Source organism: Gammaproteobacteria bacterium (assembly GCA_022340215.1).
In the GTDB taxonomy this organism is placed as follows: domain Bacteria; phylum Pseudomonadota; class Gammaproteobacteria; order JAJDOJ01; family JAJDOJ01; genus JAJDOJ01.
This window is the reverse complement of record JAJDOJ010000071.1, coordinates 1-17,382: the sequence shown is the minus strand read 5'-3', so window position 1 is coordinate 17,382 and position 17,382 is coordinate 1. Positions and strand designations below refer to the sequence as shown.

Sequence of the window (17,382 nt, the reverse complement as noted above, 5' to 3'; positions counted from 1 at the left end):
GCCGTCCCGCTGACCATCAGGGCGAGATTGAGGTTGTCGAGGAGACTGCTTGCGTCGATGCTCACCTCTGCACAAGGGGCATGCGGGTGAGGTGGTTGCGCGGACCCATGCAATCCGGCAGGATCCCGTACTCCCTGAGCGCGCGGAGGTAGTCGTCCCCGATCCGCTCCTGAGCCTGGGAGAACTCCAGCGCCCTGGCACCCAGCGCCGCGCACCGTGCCTCGTCCCGACTCAGTTCCCGCATGACGTGTTCAAGGTCCTCGTCGTCCTCGACCTGGATCAGCGCATCGCGTCCGGCGAGCAGCGCCACCTCCTCCCTGAAATCGTCGGTGTGAGGCCCGACGATGACCGCCTTGCCGAGACGGGCGGGTTCCAGCACGTTGTGTCCGCCGTAGGGGATAAGCGATCCGCCCATGAAGACAAAGCGTGCATGACGCATCAGACCAGGCAACTCACCAAGGGTATCGGCCAGATAGACGTCTGTGTCCGGTCCGACGGCGTCACCCGCGCTGCGCCTTGCCACCCGCCTGCCGGCCCGGGTCAATGAATTGAAGATGGCATCGCCACGGTTCGGGTGGCGCGGGGCAATGACCGGCAGGATCCCCGGTACGTCGATCCGTTGCCAGACGTGGTCCAGGCGAATCTCCTCATCGTCGTGCGTCGAGGCGGCGAGCCAGTAGGGGCGCACCACCGGATCGGCTTCCGTCGTCGATTCGGATCCAGCGCAGGCCGAGTATTTCAGGTTGCCCAGGACGCGAATCCGATCCGGGCTCGCGCCCAGCGCGACGAACCCCCGCTCGTCGTCATCGGAGCGGGCGAGTATCACACGGACCTGCCGGAGCGCACCCCGGTACAGCCTGCGGACGAAGCCGGGCGCTCCCAGGGTGCGATCCGAGAGTCGTGCATTGAACAGGGCCACCGGAATTGCCTGTGCGGCGCAGCGCTCGTAAAGATTCGGCCAGATTTCGGTTTCACAGACCAGCAGGCAGTCCGGGTGGATGGCCCGGAGCAACCGGTTGACCGCGGAGGAATAGTCCAGGGGCAACCAGGCGTGAGAGACGCGATTGCCGAAGGTCCTTTCGACGATCTGCGCGCCGGTTGCCGTGTTGGTGGTGATGATTACCTTCCGCGCAGGGCAGGTCTCGATGACCCTACGTACCAGCGGGCAGGCGGCCTGTACCTCGCCAACCGAGGCGCAGTGGAACCAGACCGTCCGCTCGAGCCGGGGATAAGACCAGCCGAGACGCTGGTGCAGGAACCTCCTGCCGCCCGCCCTGCGCGCCTGTAATGCGACCCAGGCGATCAGCGCTGGCAGGGCCAGCCAGGTCAGGAAGCGGTACAGAAGACGCACGGGCGGACGCGCGCGTTTTCCTCCGCGATCAGTCCAGCCAGGCGTTGATCTTGTTGATGTCGTCCACGGTCAGCGTGCCGGCCGAGCGCTTCAGGCTTAGGGTCGCAAGGAGATACTCGTAACGGGATACGGCGTAGTCGCGTTCCGCCTGAAACAGGCCCCGGATCGCCAGCGACACGTCCACCGAGGTCCGGGTACCCACATCGAAGCCCGCCTTTGTTGCCTCGTATGAGGCCTGGTTCGACTCTACCGCTAGTTTCAATGCCTCCACCCGGCTGATATTGGAAAGCACGGTGAGATAGGAGTCCGCCGCCTGTTTGGTGGTGTTCCGTTGCGTCTCGATGAGTGCGTCCTGCGCCCGCTGGAAATCGTACTGTGCCTCGCGCGTAAGCGAGTTGACGCGACCGCCGGAATAGATCGGAAGGTCCATTCGCACAGAGAAACCGAGGGTGGTGGTATCGCGACCGCCGAAGATGCCCGCGTCGGTGTTGTTCTGGTTCGCCGTACCGTCCAGCCCGAATTTTGGATAGTGTCCGGAGCGTTGCCGTTTGACCTCTAGTGCCGCATTCTCGGACGCGAGACGGGTGGCGATCAGGTCGAGGTTCTGATCCAGCGCTTTTTCGATCCACGCCTGTATGTCCTCGGGTTGGGGCGTGACCAGTGGCATGCGGTCCGAGAGTTTGGAGATTTCCCCTAGCCTTTCACCGATGATGACCCAGAGGGATGATTTCGCGATCGCCAGATCGTTGATGGCGGTGATCTCCAGCGCGCGGGCATTGTCGAAGTCGGCCTGCGCCACCTTCACGTCGGTGATGGCGATAAGCCCGACGTCGAAACGTTTCTCCGCCTGTTCGAACTGCTTGTAGAGCGCCTCCTTGGCGGCGCCGGTAAAGCGCACGGTGTCCTCGGCCGACAGGACCTCGAAATAGGCCGAGGCGGTGCGTAGGATCAGGTCCTGCCGGGCGGCCTCGACCTCGGCTTCGGCCTGCATGACGCTCTTTTCCGCCTGGTCGAGGCCGATGAACAGTTCCCGGTCGAAGATGACCTGAGTGGCGTTCAGGCCGTACTGGGTCTGCCCGGAGTTGAAGTCCCGGTCGCCGAACGTCTGGTCTTTACGGATCGAGGTGTCTGACTGGCCATAATCAGCATAAGCGTTGAACTGCGGCAGCAGGAACGAGCGCGCCTGGGGCGTGGCCTCCCGCGCGGCAAGGTACTGGGCCTGTGCCGCCTGATAGACTGCATCCCGGGTCAGGGCGAGATCGTAGACCTGATTGAGATCCGCGGCACTGGCGTGCGCGCCAGGGATCAGGACTGCCATGACGGTCACTAAGCGCAGGGTTTGTGTCAGCGACATGAATGCCGGTCTCCTAAGTGCTCTATCCAGGGTCGAAGTGACGATGCGATCGGGCCTGATTTCCGGTTCAATGCCTGTTTGACGCGTCCTTCAATAGGTCGGCATCGACGGATCGAGTTCACGCGCCCAGGCATCGATGCCACCTTGCAGGTTGATGACTCGCCCGAATCCCCTCGACTCCAGGAACATGGCGACCTGCCGGCTGCGAACGCCGTGATGACAGATCACGACGATCTCCCGGTCGGTCTCCAGGGATTGCGCCGCCGCGGGGATCTGGCGCATCGGGACGAGTTGCGATTCGGGCAGGTGCACACGCTGGTACTCCCAAGGCTCCCGGACGTCCAGGAGGAGCGGCGCGGGGTCCGCCGTTTCCAGGTACTCCTGCAGGGCGAAAGGCGTGAGGTTTCGCACGGTCGTCAGGGCAGTTCTGCACAGACCGCTGCGACGGTGCCTGCCTGTGATGTGTGGTGCTCGCTGTGTCGCCTTTCTGCGTGAACGGGTTCCACCGCGTCACTTCGCGCACCTTGCGCTGTGTTCGTCTCGCCCATCTTGCTCGGAGCCTCCTCAGAAAACGAACTCGGCCGGTTTCACGGCATTCTCGAGTGGCACGAGCACGGTCTCGAACAGCTTCGTACGGGTGACTTCCGATTCGCTCGCGCACCTTATCAATAGCGCGGTCATGGCGGGCGCCTCCCCGACGATCACGAACAGGCGGCCGCCGATCTCAAGGGAGTGCTCGAAGTCGGATTGATACTCGGGCAGCGATCCCGTTACCGCGATCACGTCATAGCGTTTCCCGTTGTCCCAGCCAGAGGAGGCGTCGCCATTGAGCAGCGACGCGTTGCCGATTGACGCCCGTTGAAGCCGGCCAGCGGCCTCGGAGGAAAAATCCTCGTGGATCTCGATACTGTCGACCTCGCGACCCAGGCGCGCGAGACAGGCGGTCACGTATCCGCTGCCGGTGCCGATCTCCAGGATCCGGTCCTCGGGTCCGATCTCCAGTTCCTGCAGCATCCGGCCTTCCAGTTTCGGCTCCATCATCACCTGCCCGTGTCCGAGCGGAATCCCGAAATCCGCGAACGCGAGGTTGCGCCAGGCGGCGGGGACAAAGTTCTCGCGAGGCACCGCGGCAATCGTGTCCAGCACCTTCTGATCCAGCACGTCCCAGGGACGGATCTGCTGCTCGATCATGTTGATTCGCGCCTTGTCCAGGTCAAATTCCATTCGAACGTTCCATCAGGTCGTTACGGCAACCGCTAAAGGTTACGGACAAAGCCGGTGCCGGGCAAGTCCGCCCGGCAGTCGCGAGCGGGGGGAAGCGTTCGTCTTTGGCGGCCATTCGACGCCGAGGAATCAGGATTCGACCGAACCGGGTAGGGCTATACTTCACTGGAACCAAACATAAAGGAGGATAGGCCGTGTTCGAAGCCGCGGAGTTGGGCCATAAGCTGTCGAAGGAAGCGTTCAAGGAGCAGGAAGCCGCATTGCGTACGCGTCTGCTGATCTGCCAGCGTGAGCTGGGCAAATCGGCGTCACCGGTGATCATCATCGTTTCCGGGGTCCAGGGCGCCGGTAAAGGGGCCGTGGTGAATCGCCTGAACGAATGGCTCGACACGCGGGGCCTGGAGAACTGGTCGTTCTGGGAGCAGTCCGACGAAGAGAACGAACGGCCCAAGGCATGGCGCTATTGGCGGGTGTTGCCGGCGAGGGGGACGATCGGCATCTTCTTCGGCGCCTGGTACAACGACGTGATCGACGACGCCTACCTCAGCGTGGAGGACGGTCGTGTCGAGACGCAGCTCAACCGGATCGGCGATTTCGAGCGCATGCTCTGCCAGGACGGCGCGAAGTTCGTGAAGCTCTGGTATCACCTCCCCAGAAAGGAGCAGAAGGACCGGCTGGAGCAGAGCACGCACGATCAGCAGAGCTACTGGAACATGGCCAAGGAGTACACGGGAAGTAAAAAGGAATACGCCCGGTTTATGTCCATCGCCGAACGGATTGTTCGAGCCACCGATACCGGGGTCGCCCCCTGGCACATCATCGAGGCGACCGACAAGAACTATCGGGATATCAGGACTGGAGAGCTGGTCTGTCGGGCCTTGGAAGAAGTGATGCACGGGGATGCGGCATCGGCGGCTCAGGATGCCTCCGATGCCGTAGGCCTGGGCGATACCGACGTGGACGACATCACGGTGCTCGACACGGTCGATCTCGGTCAGCGGCTCGAGAAGAAAGACTACAGGAATCGGCTCGCCGAGATGCAGGGGGTATTGACCGCACTCGCCTGGGAGGCCTATCGACAGAAGCGCGCCTGCATACTCGTGTTCGAGGGCTGGGACGCCGCCGGCAAAGGCGGGGCGATCCGCCGCGTGACCCAGGCCGTCGACGCGCGGCTGCGGCGCACCATCTCGGTGGCCGCACCGACCGACGAGGAGCTGGCGCACCATTATCTCTGGCGGTTCTGGCGTCACGTGCCGCGCGCCGGGCACATGCGGATCTTCGACCGCAGCTGGTACGGGCGCGTCCTGGTTGAGCGTGTCGAAGGTTTCGCAACCCCCTTGGAGTGGCAGGCTGCCTATCGGCAGATCAACAGTTTCGAGGAGCAGTTGACCGAGCGTGGCGACGTCCTGCTGAAGTTCTGGGTTCACATCAGCAAGGAGGAGCAACTGAACCGTTTCCAGCTTCGCGAACAGACGCCGTACAAGCAGCACAAGATCACGGACGAGGACTGGCGAAACCGCGAGAAGTGGGACCTCTACCGTGAGGCGATCGACGATATGGTATCGCGGACCAGTACCGAGTTCGCGCCCTGGCATCTTATTCCGGGTGACGACAAGCGATTCGCACGGGTCGAGGTCATCACCACCGTGGTGCGTGCGCTGCGCAAGGCCCTCGGCGGGTGAATCCCCCGATGATCGTGTCCTTGAAAACATGGGCGGACTTCTATACCGTGGCCTGACTGCAAGCTGGGGGTGCGTCCTTCTACCGGGATGCTGAGAAAAACCCTTGGAACCTGAACTGGTTAGCACCAGCGGAGGGAATGCTTCAGGGAAGGTCGATGACCGGCACGTCCCGCGAGAAGCCTCCGCCCCACAGGAGGCTACGACATGAGTGCCATTCCCGAAGAGTTTATTCGCGAGACGGTCCGCGTTTCGCGAGACGTGACGGGTCCGTTTTCGGGTTCGCGCAAGATTTACGTCGAAGGTTCCCGGCCCGACCTGCGCGTCGGCATGCGCCGGATCGAACAGACCCCGACACCCGCCGCCGACGGGGACGAGAACAATCCCCCTGTCTTCGTCTACGACACCTCCGGCCCCTTCACCGATCCGGACGTCGAGATCGACCTGCTCAAAGGGCTGCCGGAAGTCCGTTCCGTGTGGATCGAGCAGCGTGGCGACACCCGCCTGCTGGACGGGCCGTCATCGGAATTCGGCGCTTGCCGTCAATCCGACCCAGACCTGGCACATCTTCGCTTCGGGCATCTGCGCACCCCGAGAAAGGCCGTTGATGGCGCCAATGTGACCCAGATGCACTACGCGCGCCGGGGTGTCGTCACCCCGGAAATGGAATACGTCGCGATCCGGGAGAGCCTGCGCCTCGACGAACTGCGCGAGGACCCGGCGTACCGCAGGTTACTGCGCCAGCACGCGGGTCAGTCCTTCGGCGCGGCCCTGCCGGAGCGGATCACGCCGGAATTCGTCCGTGACGAGGTCGCTCGCGGCCGCGCCATCATCCCCGCCAATATCAACCACCCGGAACTCGAACCGATGATTATCGGCCGCAACTTCCTGGTGAAGATCAACACGAACATCGGCAACTCCGCGGTGACCTCCTCGATCGAGGAGGAGGTCGAGAAGATGGTCTGGTCGGCCCGCTGGGGCGGGGACACGCTGATGGACCTGTCGACCGGCAAGCACATCCACGAGACGCGCGAGTGGATCCTGCGCAACGCCCCTATGCCGATCGGCACGGTGCCCATCTATCAGGCCCTGGAGAAGGTTGACGGCAAGGCCGAGGAACTGACCTGGGAGATCTTCCGCGACACCCTGGTCGAACAGGCCGAGCAGGGGGTCGACTATTTCACCATCCACGCCGGCGTGCGTCTGGCTTTCGTACCGCTGACCGCCGACCGGGTGACCGGCATCGTCTCGCGGGGCGGATCCATCATGGCCAAGTGGTGTCTCGCCCATCACAAAGAGAGCTTCCTCTACACCCGCTTCGAAGAGATCTGCGAGATCATGAAGGCCTACGACGTGTCGTTCTCGCTGGGGGATGGGTTGCGTCCTGGCTCGCTCGCCGACGCTAACGACGCGGCGCAGTTCTCGGAACTCCGCACGCTCGGGGAGCTGACGAAGATTGCCTGGGAGCATGACTGTCAGGTCATGATCGAGGGGCCGGGTCACGTGCCGATGCAGATGATTCGCGAAAACATGGACGAGCAGCTGCGGCACTGCTTCGAGGCCCCGTTCTATACCCTGGGACCGTTGACGACCGACATCGCGCCCGCCTACGATCACATCACCTCGGCCATCGGTGCGGCACAGATCGGCTGGTACGGTACGGCGATGCTATGCTACGTCACGCCCAAGGAGCACCTCGGGTTGCCGGACCGGCAGGATGTACGCGACGGGATCATCGCCTACAAGATCGCCGCGCACGCCGCGGACCTCGCCAAGGGGCATCCCGGGGCGCAGTTGCGGGACAACGCGCTGTCCAAGGCACGGTTTGAGTTTCGCTGGGAGGACCAGTTCAATCTCAGCCTCGATCCCGAACGGGCGCGCGAGTTTCACGACCGGACCCTGCCGAAGGACTCGGCGAAGGTGGCGCACTTCTGTTCGATGTGCGGTCCCCATTTCTGCTCCATGAAGATCACACAGGACGTGCGGGACTATGCCAGGAGTCATGGCGAAACGCCCGAGGCCGCGGTCGAGACCGGCATGCGCGAGAAGGCGGACGAATTCCGGGAGGCGGGCGCGCAGATCTACCGCAAGACTTAGGCTCGTTGGGGTATTGGTTGCGAGCCGCGGGTGCACGTGTCGTGGGGTTCATCTCGAATAGACAAAAGACGTTTCGCCCTTGGCAGGATTTTCCATCACCGTTCGCGTGTACTATGAGGACACCGATGCCGGCGGCGTGGTGTACTACGCCAATTACCTCAGGTTCATGGAGCGGGCGAGAACGGAGTGGCTCCGCGCGCTGGGTTACGAACAGGATACATTGATCCGCGAGGAGGGGCTGCTCTTCGCCGTGCGCTCGGCCAGTGTGAACTTCATCAGGCCCGCGCGTTTCAATGATCTCCTGGAGGTAAACGCCACGCGTTCCGAGCTGAATCGTGCGAGTGTCACGTTCGAGCAACAGGTGCTCCTGTCCGATCGGACAATCGCGGCCGATGGCGTGGTCCGGGTGGCCTGCCTCGACGCCGCCTCGTTTCGACCCCGACCCATTCCGGAAAATCTTAGAAAGGACCTTTCCCGTGCAGGTTGACATGAGTTTCTATCGTCTCGTGACCGAGGCGAGCGTCGTGGTGCAGATCGTCATGGCGTTCCTGCTGATCGCAAGCGTGGTGTCCTGGACCATGATTTTCAGCAAGTGGCGTATGCTACGCGACGCACGTGAGTTCGCCGGAGACTTCGAGGAGCGCTTCTGGTCCGGTGTGGATCTGGGTAAGATGTACGAGCGGATCCGGGGCAGCAGCGAATTGTTCGGTATGCAGCACATCTTCGCGGCCGGCTTCAAGGAATTCGTCCGCCTGCACCGGCAGGAAGGTGCGACCTCTGCGACGCTGGTGGAGAACTCCCACCGTTCGATGCGGGTTGCGCTGCAGCGCGAGGTGGATTCGCTCGAGACCTACCTGCCTTTCCTGGCGACGGTCGGTTCCACAAGCCCCTATATCGGTCTGTTCGGCACCGTGTGGGGGATCATGAATGCCTTCCGCGCGCTGGCGGACATGCAGCAGGCCACACTGGCCACCGTGGCCCCCGGCATCGCCGAAGCGCTCATCGCCACAGCGCTCGGTCTGTTCGCCGCGATACCTGCGGTCATCGCCTACAACCGATTCTCCACCGACGTCGACCGCCTCGCTAATCAGTACGAGATCTTCATGGAGGAATTCACGGCCTTGCTGCAACGGCAGGTCCTGTCCCGGGAAGCCTCCCCGCGCCAGGCCGGCTGATCCGTGGCGGGCACGAGCCGTCGCAACCGGCGGGAAATGTCATGAGAGACCTGGACGCCCCCATTCGACGCCGTCGTCGTGTGATGTCGGAGATCAATGTCGTCCCGTACATCGACGTCATGCTGGTATTGCTGGTGATCTTTATGGTCACCGCGCCGATGCTTCAGGAGGGTGTGGAGATCGATCTGCCCCAGGCGCCGTCACGGCCCCTGCCTGAGGAGACACGGGCCAGCGAACCGATCGTGGTTCAGGTTGCTGGGGATGGCCGTTTCTACGTCAAACCGGAGCGCATCCCACTGAGTGACACGGAACTCGGTGAGGTCGTTGCGAAGAAGGTCGAAGAGAGTGGGAAGGATAAGGTCTATGTCGAGGGACACCGAACCGTACCCTACGAGCGAGTGGTGTCTGCCCTGGTGTTGCTCAAGGAGGCCGGTGTCGAGGGCGTCGGTCTGGTGACGGAGATGCCGGATGAATTGCCCGACGGGGAGTGAGGCGTGTCCGAACGACAGCGACACATCCCAGGATCGCTGGCCGCCGCGCTGGCGGTCAACGTCGCCGCCATCGGACTGATCTTCGTCGGTTTCCAGTACACGGACCGTGAGATGCGCCCTCCCTCGCCGCGCGTGGAGAGCGTCAAGGCAACGGTCGTCGATACCGCCGAACTGCGGCGTCTGGAGGAGGCGAAGCGACGCGAAGAGGAGAAGGCCAGGGAAGCGGAGCTTGCGCGCCAGCTCAGGGAACAGGAGGCCGAGCGCCAACGCCGGGCCGGGAAGCAGCGCGAGGAACAGACGCGCCGTAAGGCTGAGGCGCAGCGCAAGGCGGAAGAGAAAAGAGCAGCCGAGGAAAAGCGAGTCGCCGAGGAGAAACGGCTCGCAGAGGAAAAGCGGCAGGCGGAGGTAAGGCGCCAACGCGAACTGCAGGCCGAGCAGGAGCGCGAGGAACGAGAGGCGGCACAGCGCGAGGCCGAGGAACGACGCAAGCGGGAGGCCGCCGAGGCGGAGGCGAAGAAGGCCGAAGCCGAACGTAAGGCGGCCGAGGCGCGCCGGAAGAAGGAGGAAGAGGTGCGGCGCCTCGCCGAACGGAAGCGATTGTCCGAACTCCAGGCAGCCGAGGACGCAGAACTGCGGGAGGCCGAGGCCCGCCGGCGGGAATCCGAGCTGAACGCCCTGAGGTTGCGTTACGCGGACTCCATCAAGGCGCGCATTCAGCGATTGTGGCGGCGGCCCGCGGACGCGCCATCGGGCGACCGTTGTGTCGTCAATGTGACCCAGACCCCGGCCGGTTACATTCAGGACTTCCAGGTCACCCAGTGTACCGGGAACCAGGCGTTTCGCAAATCCGTCGAAGACGCGGTCCGGTGGGCGGAACCCCTGCCCAAGGCCCCGAGTCCCGATGTCTTCGAGCGAGAGATCCGGTTCACATTTGCACCGGAGTGATCCCCTGCACATGGCGGAATCGTCGAACTTGTTGTAGCGTGCGACATTTAGGCGATTGCCGGAAAATGGCATACTAGATTGCGTCGGATTTTCGTTCGTCATCAAGGCGCGATAACAGGCGCATAGCCGAACTATGTCACTGTTGTCGCAACACAGAGGACGGACGAAAAGACAAGCAGGATGGTATGTTATTTGACAGAAATCGCCTTAGGAGTCGATCCTGTAGCCAAAGTGCTGCCAGGGGCTCCCTGCCGTACGGTTCGCGGGGCAGTTTGACTATCCAAGATGACAAAATCCCCACGTTTACTTTTTGCCCTCGTGATCCTGTGTCTGCTTTCGGGTACGGTGCGGGCTGTCCTCGAAATCGAGATAACCCAGGGTGTGGAAGGCGCCCTGCCGATCGCCATCCTGCCCTTCTCGGGTCACGCCGGTCCGTTGGGCGACGGGGACACCATCGACGGCATCGTCGAGTCCGACCTGAAGCGCAGCGGCAGGTTCGCACCGCTCTCCCCGACAGCATTCCCGGAGCAGGTCCCGGCCGGAGATGCGGTCGATTTCGATCTCTGGCGCGGGAAGGGTGTGGAATATCTCGTGACGGGCGCGGTGTCGTCACAGGGCGCGGACGGCGCGACCGTCTCGTTCGAGCTCTTCGATGTCTACGAAGGCCGGCGCCTGGCCGGTTACCGCGTGCCGGCCGCGCAGGCGACGATGCGCAAGGCCGCGCACCGGATCAGCGACAAGATCTACGAGGCGCTGCTCGGTGAGCGCGGGGCCTTCAGTAGCCGTATCGCCTACATCGTTTCCAACCGGGGCGGCGACCAGGTCGTGTACCGATTGGAGGTGTCGGACTCGGATGGCTACGACCCGCGTTCGATCTTTACTTCGTCAAAGCCGCTGATGTCGCCGGCCTGGTCGCCCGACGGAAAGTCGCTCGCCTATGTCTCGTTCGAAGACGATCGTCCCGAGGTCTTCGTGCAGAACCTGGCTACCGGACAACGAGACAAGCTGTCCGGCAGGGCGGGCATCAACAGCGCGCCCGCCTGGTCACCGGACGGTCGTCGTCTGGCATTGACGCTCTCCGGGGGGCGCGCCCCGGATGTCTACGTCATGGACATAGACAGCGGCGGGCTCACGCGGATCACCCAGGGCACGGGTACCAACACCGGTCCCGTCTGGATGCCGGACGGGCAGTCGATCGTTTTCACCTCTGACCGGAGCGGCCGCCCGCAGCTCTACCAGGTCCCGGCCAAGGGGGGGGAGGCGAAACGCCTGACCTTCGAGGGGCGCTACAATGCCGCGGCGGACGTATCGCCGGACGGCGGCAAGATCGCGATGGTCCATCAGGACGGCACTGGCGACCGGATCGCGCTCCAGGATCTGCGGAGCGGTGAATTTCTGGTGCTGACCGACGGCCGGCTGGACGAGTCCCCCAGTTTTGCCCCCAACGGGAGCATGATCCTCTACGCCACGGAGAACGGGGGAAGGGGTGTGTTGGCGGCGGTGAGCGTCGACGGCAAGGTGAGACAGATCCTGAGGCAGCACAACGAGGATGTCCGGGAGCCGGTGTGGTCGCCGTTCACGGACTGATTCCGGTGCGACCGACCGGTCGCCCGCACTGGCGCACAAAAGAAGAATTCCATCCAGAAACGGGAGATGAGAATGGGTATTTCCAGGTCGTGGGGGATGTGGCTGGTCCTGGTGTTACTGGTATCCGGGGGGTGTTCGTCCACCGGCGGCAAGCGCGCTGACTCGGGGGCCGAGGCCGACGCGCAGGCCGCAACGGCGGGGCCGGAAGGCGCCGCCGGGGTAGGCCAGGCCACGCCGCTGGGGGAAGATCCGGACCTGAGTCTTACCGCGCTTGACAACCCCGACAGCATCGTGGCGGTGCGCGTGGTGTACTTCGACTACGACAGCAGCGAACTCTCAGAGACCTCGCGCGAGGTCCTGATCGCCCATGGAAGGTTGCTCGCGAACAATCCACAGCAGAAGGTGAGGCTCGAGGGCCACACCGACGAGCGAGGTTCGCGCGAGTACAATCTGGGTCTCGGCGAACGGCGCGCCTGGTCGGTCAGCCAGATGTTGATGGCCGAAGGTGTGGGCGGTGACCAACTGGAGGTCGTCAGCTATGGAGAGGAGACCCCCGCGGATTTCGGGCACGACGAAACCGCGTGGCAGCAGAACCGGCGGGTGGAGATCGTCTATCTTGGCCGATGAACGAACCTGGCGCCGCGTTATCCTGACTGCGGCGATACTGGTGACATGCTCCGCGGGTCCCGTGGCCGGTCAGGAGCAAGCCGCCGGGAACGGGACCGGTCAGCTTCTGCGGGACATGCTGGAGAGGCTGGACCGGATGGGACGCGAACTGCGGGAGTTGCGTGGCGAGAACGAGAGGATGCGCCACGAACTGGATACTGTGCTCGACCGGCAGCGGCAGAATTACCTGGACATCGACCGCCGGCTCTACGAGCTCGAACAGTCCCGCGGCGCGTCCGGGCCTCCGGACCCTGCCGTCAGCGGTCCCCTCGGGGCCGAATCCCGAGAGGGCGTGACCCAGGAGGGTGTCGGTACAGGTTCCACGGGCGGTCCGCCCGTTCCCGAGGCCACCGCGATCGAGGCCGCCGAATATCAGGCCGCCAGACGGCTGCTCCTCTCCGGTGGTCGCCAGGAGGAAACGATTGATGCGTTCACGCGCTTCCTTCGCGACCACCCGGACAGCGTCTATGCCGCGAACGCGCAGTACTGGCTGGCCGAGGCATACTACGGTGCCGGGGACTACCCGCAGGCGCTTACCGCCTTCGGCGAGGTCGTTTCCCGCTATCCGGATAGTGCAAAGGTCGCCGACGCACGCCTGAAGACCGGTTACACCTACAGCGCGATGGAACGTTCGCAAGAGGCGGAGCAGGCCCTAACCGACGTGATCCGTGACTACCCCAATACCGGTGTCGCGCGCCTGGCGGAGCAGAAGCTCCGTTCCTTGCGCGATCAGGGCCGCTGATAGGGTGCCTACACCATGAGCCGCATCGTTTCGAGCCAGGGCCCCCCCGCAGAGTCAGTGTCCCCGCGCACCCCAGGGAGTCATGTAACCCGCAAGATAGCGGCAGAGGACCTCAGGGTGACGGAGATCTTCCTGTCGCTACAGGGAGAGACGCGCACGACCGGCCTGCCCACCGTATTCGTCCGTCTGACGGGATGTCCCCTGCGCTGTCGCTACTGCGACACGGAATACGCCTTCACGGGCGGAGAGAGGATGGGGCTCGACGGCATACTCGAGCGGGTTCGCCGACATCGTGTCCGGCACGTGACCGTCACCGGCGGCGAACCGCTGGCGCAGAGGCACTGCCTGGTCCTGCTGGAGCGGCTCTGCCACGCTGGATTCGACGTGTCGCTGGAGACCAGCGGTGCAATCGATATCTCGGCTGTCGACCCGCGCGTCACCCGGGTCATGGATCTGAAGACCCCGGCCTCGGGCGAATCGTCCCGTAACCGGTTCGAGAACATCGAACACCTCCTGCCCCACGACCAGGTCAAGTTCGTCATCTGCGACCGCGCAGACTACCTCTGGGCCCGGCAGGTGATCGCGCGGCAAGATCTGACGGCGAGATGTGAGGTGCTGGTATCGCCCGCACACGGCAGGATCGATCCCGCGCAACTCGCCGAATGGGTACTCGAAGACCGTCTGCCGGTCAGGTTCCAGATGCAGTTGCACAAGATCCTCTGGGGAGACGAACCCGGGCGTTGACGGGGCAACAGGGAGTTGCCTCAATTGAAAAACGACTCGTATCGGGAAGGACGCAGGCCGGTACGCAGCCAAGCGAAGGGAATCTTTCGATGGTGAGAAAGGCCGTGGTGCTGCTTTCGGGCGGACTCGATTCCGCAACCGCGCTCGCGCTGGCGAAACAGAAGGGCTACAAATGCTACGCCCTCAGTTTTCTTTACGGCCAGCGTCACGGCGCCGAGCTGAACGCCGCGCGCATCGTGGCGGACGCGCTGGGCGTCGAAGATCACCAGTTCTTTCCCCTCAACCTAGCGCAGTTCGGCGGCTCCGCGCTGACCGATCAGTCGATCCCGGTGCCAAACGAACCGACCGAGGGGATCCCCGTCACCTACGTCCCGGCGAGGAACACGATCTTCCTGTCGGTCGCACTGGGATGGGCGGAAGTGCTGCCGGCGAGCGACATCTTCATCGGGGTCAACGTCGTCGACTATTCGGGGTATCCGGACTGCCGCCCGGAATTCATTGCGGCCTTCGAGAAGACGGCCAATCTTGGCACGCGTACCGGCATCGAGGGAGAGCCCTTCCACATCCATACACCGCTGATCGACAAGAGTAAGGCCGAGATCATCCGTACCGGCCTCGCCGCGGGCCTGGACTACTCCGTCACGGTGTCCTGCTACTCTCCAGACGACCTTGGCCGCGCCTGCGGCATCTGCGATGCCTGCCGCCTGCGCGCCGCCGGCTTCGCCGAGGCCGGTGTCGCGGATCCCACCCGCTACCAGGCATCGGCCAGGACATCGGCCAGGACAACGGCCTGAAGACAAGGCGACCGTCGGTTCTTAATGAAGCCAAGAAGATGCCTCCACGGAAGGTATTCAGTGCGGTCATCGTCGCGCAGATCTTGGTGATTCTGTTTGGGGCAGGTAAACTGTCGGCCTTTTCTTGCAGGGCCGTTAGCTCAGTTGGTAGAGCAGTGGACTTTTAATCCATTGGTCGAAGGTTCGAGTCCTTCACGGCCCACCAGATTAATCCATTTAAATTAGGCCTCCTCAGCAAAATCTGTGGGTCATTGGCGGTGTGGGTAGATTCCCAAGTGCATGATATAAGGCGATTTCTGCGCCTCCGGTAAAGGGGTCAGAACCCTTTAAGGGTGCCTAACTCGATTTGGGTATCGTCCGGAGCCGGCTTCGTCACGGGTTTCTTTGGCCGTCCGCGAGCGCTGTAGCCGACTTTGACGCCAAGTGCCCGTTCGATCTCGCGGAAGCGTTCGTTGCCGAGCGGTGTTCCAGTCTGTAGGCAGGAGCGCATCTCGCGGAGCATTGCGGAATCCGGCTGGGACAAGAATAGGCGGCGATAGGCGTTCTGGCGATCGGCAGGCTGTTTACCAAGGCCCATGTAGCGTCCATGGGGAGAGAGCAACGGATTGGGCTCGCCAAGGGCGTTGGCGCGGTAACTGGACCAGCGATAATCTTCGGGGTATCGACCATCGCGGCGTGTAGGGGATTGAGCTCGATATAGCGGTAGCAGGCGAGCAAATAGCTCTCTTCTTGGATGGCGTTCGCCTTGAAACGGCCTTCCTACAGGGTTCCGGTGCGTTGGTAGCTGTGGTTGATGTAGGGTACGAACCGTCTGCCGAGTGCCTGTAGCGTGGCACCGATCGCTTCCGCTTCGCGCGGCGTCAACAGCAAGCGAACACCGCCTGTCGATTGTTGCCCCGTTGCACGACATGGACGGGAACGTCCGGAAGGAAGAAGCGTCGTTTGCGGGGCATGCACAGACTCCTGGCTACGGTCGGAAGCGTAGGAGTATATCTAAAAAGGGGTCTGACCCCTTTCTTTTCCTGAAACACCCACAGGGTGGGTCAAAGTCGTTGGCTGTAAGTGGGTCAGTTTAGATGGCCATTAACAAGCAGTCGCTTCAGCTCTCTCAGTTCTTCGTGGAGCGCCTCCAGTTTCTCTTCCAGCGCAACCTGCTCTGTTTGTACCGCACCTTCGATGACGGATCGTTCCTGCTCCTGCGTGCGGTCATGCATGGTTTGCATAGTGTTGACGATAATGGCAATGAAGAGGTTAAGGATGGTAAACGTTGCGATTAGTATGAAAGGAATGAAAAACAGCCAGGCGTACGGGTGAGATTCCATCACCGGACGTACGATTCCCATCGACCAGCTCTCCAGCGTCATGATCTGAAACAGCGTGTACATGGATTTGCCGATGGTCCCGAACCATGCTGAGTACTCGGTCCCATACAGCCCGGTAGCCATGACGGCGAACACGTAGAAAAGCAACACCAGCAGTCCGGCAATGGAGGCAATACCCGGAATGGCGTGCAGGAGCGACTCCACAACGAAACGGAGCCTTGGCATGACGGAGATCAACCGCATGACACGCAGAATTCGCAATACTCGCATGACCGATAGCGGTCCACTGGCAGGGATCAGGGCAATGCTGACGATCACGAAGTCGAAGACGTTCCAGGGATCACGAAAGAAACCCCAGCGGTAGGCATACAGCTTGGCCGACATCTCGAGGACGAATACGCCGAGGACGATGTTGTCCAGCACCAGCAACCAATATCCGACACGGACCATCACGGCCGGCGAGGTTTCCAGGCCTAGCGTGACGGCGTTGATGACAATTATCGCAACGATGAAGTACTGGACGCGTGCCGCCTCAATCCAGTATGCCATACGCTGACGTGATTCAAACAGCCGGGGACTGGGTTCGCCTCGATCCATCGTTTATAGCCTCCGTTAGCCGTTAGTAAAAGCCAGAGTCGCTCCTGACTGCAAGATTGCGCAGGACAAGCCTCATTATTCCAGATCCATCCAACTTTTCACTGGGTCCGCTCACGGCTGGTTGGCTCTGCTAGGACGAAGCGATTGCCTGGCTTCGCATGAACTCAAGAAAGGTATGTGCAACAACCGACAAACGCTTACCGTGCATATGTCCGACATGCCATTACCATGGAATGGGAAACCCTTCGACGTCCAGAATCGTCAGTCCAGATTGATCACTTCCCATACCTAACGCGTGCTTTGACAAGACAGCGATACCCAAACCACCGAGTATCGCCTGCTATATCGCCTCATTGCTACCGAGTTCCATTCGCACGCTGAGACTGAGCCCATGCCTGTCGAAGTAGTTTTGGGTTGCCATGCGGGGGCCGGAACCACGCTCACGCGGAATGAAAGGTTGTTCGGCGACACGGCTTAGGCGATTTCTGTCAAATGACATACCATCCAGCTTGTCTTTTCGTCCGTCCTCTGTGTTGCGACAACACTGACATAGTTTGACTATGCGCCTGTTGTCGCGCCTTGATGACGAACGAAAATCCGGCGCAATCTGGTAT

Annotated in this window: 17 protein-coding genes, 1 tRNA gene, 1 pseudogene and 1 riboswitch; of the genes and pseudogenes, 12 read left to right on the top strand and 7 right to left on the bottom strand. The window is 62.4% G+C overall.

The genetic code is table 11. The features are described 5' to 3' along the window. Positions 1–61: 61 nt before the first annotated feature. The 4 genes from LJE91_05240 to LJE91_05225 form a co-directional block, all read right to left on the bottom strand. Entirely contained in the window at positions 62–1,351 is a 1,290-nt protein-coding gene (locus tag LJE91_05240) for a 3-deoxy-D-manno-octulosonic acid transferase (protein MCG6868140.1), read from the bottom strand. 28 nt (positions 1,352–1,379) lie between these two features. Beyond that, complete coding sequence (locus LJE91_05235) at positions 1,380–2,705, bottom strand: TolC family outer membrane protein (protein ID MCG6868139.1); 1,326 nt, start codon at positions 2,703–2,705, stop codon at positions 1,380–1,382. 90 nt (positions 2,706–2,795) lie between these two features. After that, positions 2,796–3,116 carry a sulfurtransferase gene (locus LJE91_05230; protein MCG6868138.1) on the bottom strand — a complete coding sequence of 107 codons (321 nt, stop codon included), beginning with the start codon at positions 3,114–3,116 and terminating at the stop codon, positions 2,796–2,798. A gap of 153 nt (positions 3,117–3,269) precedes the next feature. Beyond that, the gene (locus LJE91_05225; protein MCG6868137.1) at positions 3,270–3,929 is read right to left on the bottom strand and encodes a protein-L-isoaspartate O-methyltransferase; all 660 of its coding nucleotides are present in this window, start codon (positions 3,927–3,929) and stop codon (positions 3,270–3,272) included. Positions 3,930–4,123: 194 nt separating this feature from the next. Between LJE91_05225 and pap the strand changes: the two genes are divergently transcribed. From pap to LJE91_05165, 12 genes are all read left to right on the top strand, one after another. Continuing rightward, positions 4,124–5,611 carry a polyphosphate:AMP phosphotransferase gene (gene pap / locus LJE91_05220; GenBank protein ID MCG6868136.1) on the top strand — a complete coding sequence of 496 codons (1,488 nt, stop codon included), beginning with the start codon at positions 4,124–4,126 and terminating at the stop codon, positions 5,609–5,611. 55 nt (positions 5,612–5,666) lie between these two features. Then, a riboswitch (TPP riboswitch) is annotated at positions 5,667–5,766 on the top strand. A gap of 49 nt (positions 5,767–5,815) precedes the next feature. Then, positions 5,816–7,705 carry a phosphomethylpyrimidine synthase ThiC gene (gene thiC, locus LJE91_05215; protein ID MCG6868135.1) on the top strand — a complete coding sequence of 630 codons (1,890 nt, stop codon included), beginning with the start codon at positions 5,816–5,818 and terminating at the stop codon, positions 7,703–7,705. A 79-nt stretch (positions 7,706–7,784) separates the two neighbouring features. Beyond that, positions 7,785–8,192: a tol-pal system-associated acyl-CoA thioesterase gene (ybgC, locus tag LJE91_05210; protein MCG6868134.1), complete on the top strand. Its 408-nt coding sequence runs from the start codon at positions 7,785–7,787 to the stop codon at positions 8,190–8,192. Continuing rightward, positions 8,182–8,880, top strand: a complete 699-nt coding sequence (gene tolQ, locus LJE91_05205) for a protein TolQ (protein ID MCG6868133.1) — start codon at positions 8,182–8,184, stop codon at positions 8,878–8,880. The genes ybgC and tolQ overlap by 11 nt, the downstream gene beginning before the upstream one ends. 41 nt (positions 8,881–8,921) lie before the next feature. Further along, positions 8,922–9,371, top strand: coding sequence for a protein TolR (tolR, locus tag LJE91_05200; protein MCG6868132.1), 450 nt, complete (start codon positions 8,922–8,924; stop codon positions 9,369–9,371). A 3-nt stretch (positions 9,372–9,374) separates the two neighbouring features. After that, positions 9,375–10,316: a cell envelope integrity protein TolA gene (tolA, locus tag LJE91_05195; GenBank protein ID MCG6868131.1), complete on the top strand. Its 942-nt coding sequence runs from the start codon at positions 9,375–9,377 to the stop codon at positions 10,314–10,316. 285 nt (positions 10,317–10,601) lie between these two features. Next, positions 10,602–11,903 (top strand): Tol-Pal system beta propeller repeat protein TolB, encoded by a 1,302-nt coding sequence (gene tolB / locus LJE91_05190; GenBank protein ID MCG6868130.1) that lies wholly within the window; start codon positions 10,602–10,604, stop codon positions 11,901–11,903. 72 nt (positions 11,904–11,975) lie between these two features. Continuing rightward, positions 11,976–12,530 (top strand): peptidoglycan-associated lipoprotein Pal, encoded by a 555-nt coding sequence (gene pal, locus LJE91_05185; protein ID MCG6868129.1) that lies wholly within the window; start codon positions 11,976–11,978, stop codon positions 12,528–12,530. After that, positions 12,520–13,311 carry a tol-pal system protein YbgF gene (gene ybgF, locus LJE91_05180; protein ID MCG6868128.1) on the top strand — a complete coding sequence of 264 codons (792 nt, stop codon included), beginning with the start codon at positions 12,520–12,522 and terminating at the stop codon, positions 13,309–13,311. The genes pal and ybgF overlap by 11 nt, the downstream gene beginning before the upstream one ends. A gap of 96 nt (positions 13,312–13,407) precedes the next feature. Beyond that, positions 13,408–14,055: a 7-carboxy-7-deazaguanine synthase QueE gene (gene queE, locus LJE91_05175; GenBank protein MCG6868127.1), complete on the top strand. Its 648-nt coding sequence runs from the start codon at positions 13,408–13,410 to the stop codon at positions 14,053–14,055. A gap of 89 nt (positions 14,056–14,144) precedes the next feature. After that, entirely contained in the window at positions 14,145–14,849 is a 705-nt protein-coding gene (gene queC, locus LJE91_05170; protein ID MCG6868126.1) for a 7-cyano-7-deazaguanine synthase QueC, read from the top strand. 129 nt (positions 14,850–14,978) lie between these two features. Continuing rightward, a tRNA-Lys gene (locus LJE91_05165) sits at positions 14,979–15,054 on the top strand. Positions 15,055–15,165: 111 nt separating this feature from the next. On the opposite strand, the pseudogene LJE91_05160 reads toward LJE91_05165, so the two are convergent. From LJE91_05160 to LJE91_05150, 3 genes and pseudogenes are all read right to left on the bottom strand, one after another. Then, a pseudogene (locus LJE91_05160) lies at positions 15,166–15,802 on the bottom strand (transposase). Positions 15,803–15,916: 114 nt separating this feature from the next. Beyond that, complete coding sequence (locus LJE91_05155; protein MCG6868125.1) at positions 15,917–16,768, bottom strand: ion transporter; 852 nt, start codon at positions 16,766–16,768, stop codon at positions 15,917–15,919. 340 nt (positions 16,769–17,108) lie between these two features. Continuing rightward, positions 17,109–17,382 (bottom strand): hypothetical protein (locus LJE91_05150; protein ID MCG6868124.1); only part of this gene is annotated, 274 nt, incomplete at its 5' end.

What these genes read in the sequence shown, in the direction of transcription:
- LJE91_05235 (MCG6868139.1), bottom strand. Translation starts at nt 2,705, where the DNA reads ATGTCGCTGACACAAACCCTGCGCTTAGTGACCGTCATGGCAGTCCTG.
- LJE91_05225 (MCG6868137.1), bottom strand. Translation starts at nt 3,929, where the DNA reads ATGGAATTTGACCTGGACAAGGCGCGAATCAACATGATCGAGCAGCAG.
- thiC (MCG6868135.1), top strand. Translation starts at nt 5,816, where the DNA reads ATGAGTGCCATTCCCGAAGAGTTTATTCGCGAGACGGTCCGCGTTTCG.
- tolR (MCG6868132.1), top strand. Translation starts at nt 8,922, where the DNA reads ATGAGAGACCTGGACGCCCCCATTCGACGCCGTCGTCGTGTGATGTCG.
- tolB (MCG6868130.1), top strand. Translation starts at nt 10,602, where the DNA reads ATGACAAAATCCCCACGTTTACTTTTTGCCCTCGTGATCCTGTGTCTG.
- pal (MCG6868129.1), top strand. Translation starts at nt 11,976, where the DNA reads ATGGGTATTTCCAGGTCGTGGGGGATGTGGCTGGTCCTGGTGTTACTG.
- queC (MCG6868126.1), top strand. Translation starts at nt 14,145, where the DNA reads ATGGTGAGAAAGGCCGTGGTGCTGCTTTCGGGCGGACTCGATTCCGCA.
- LJE91_05155 (MCG6868125.1), bottom strand. Translation starts at nt 16,768, where the DNA reads ATGGATCGAGGCGAACCCAGTCCCCGGCTGTTTGAATCACGTCAGCGT.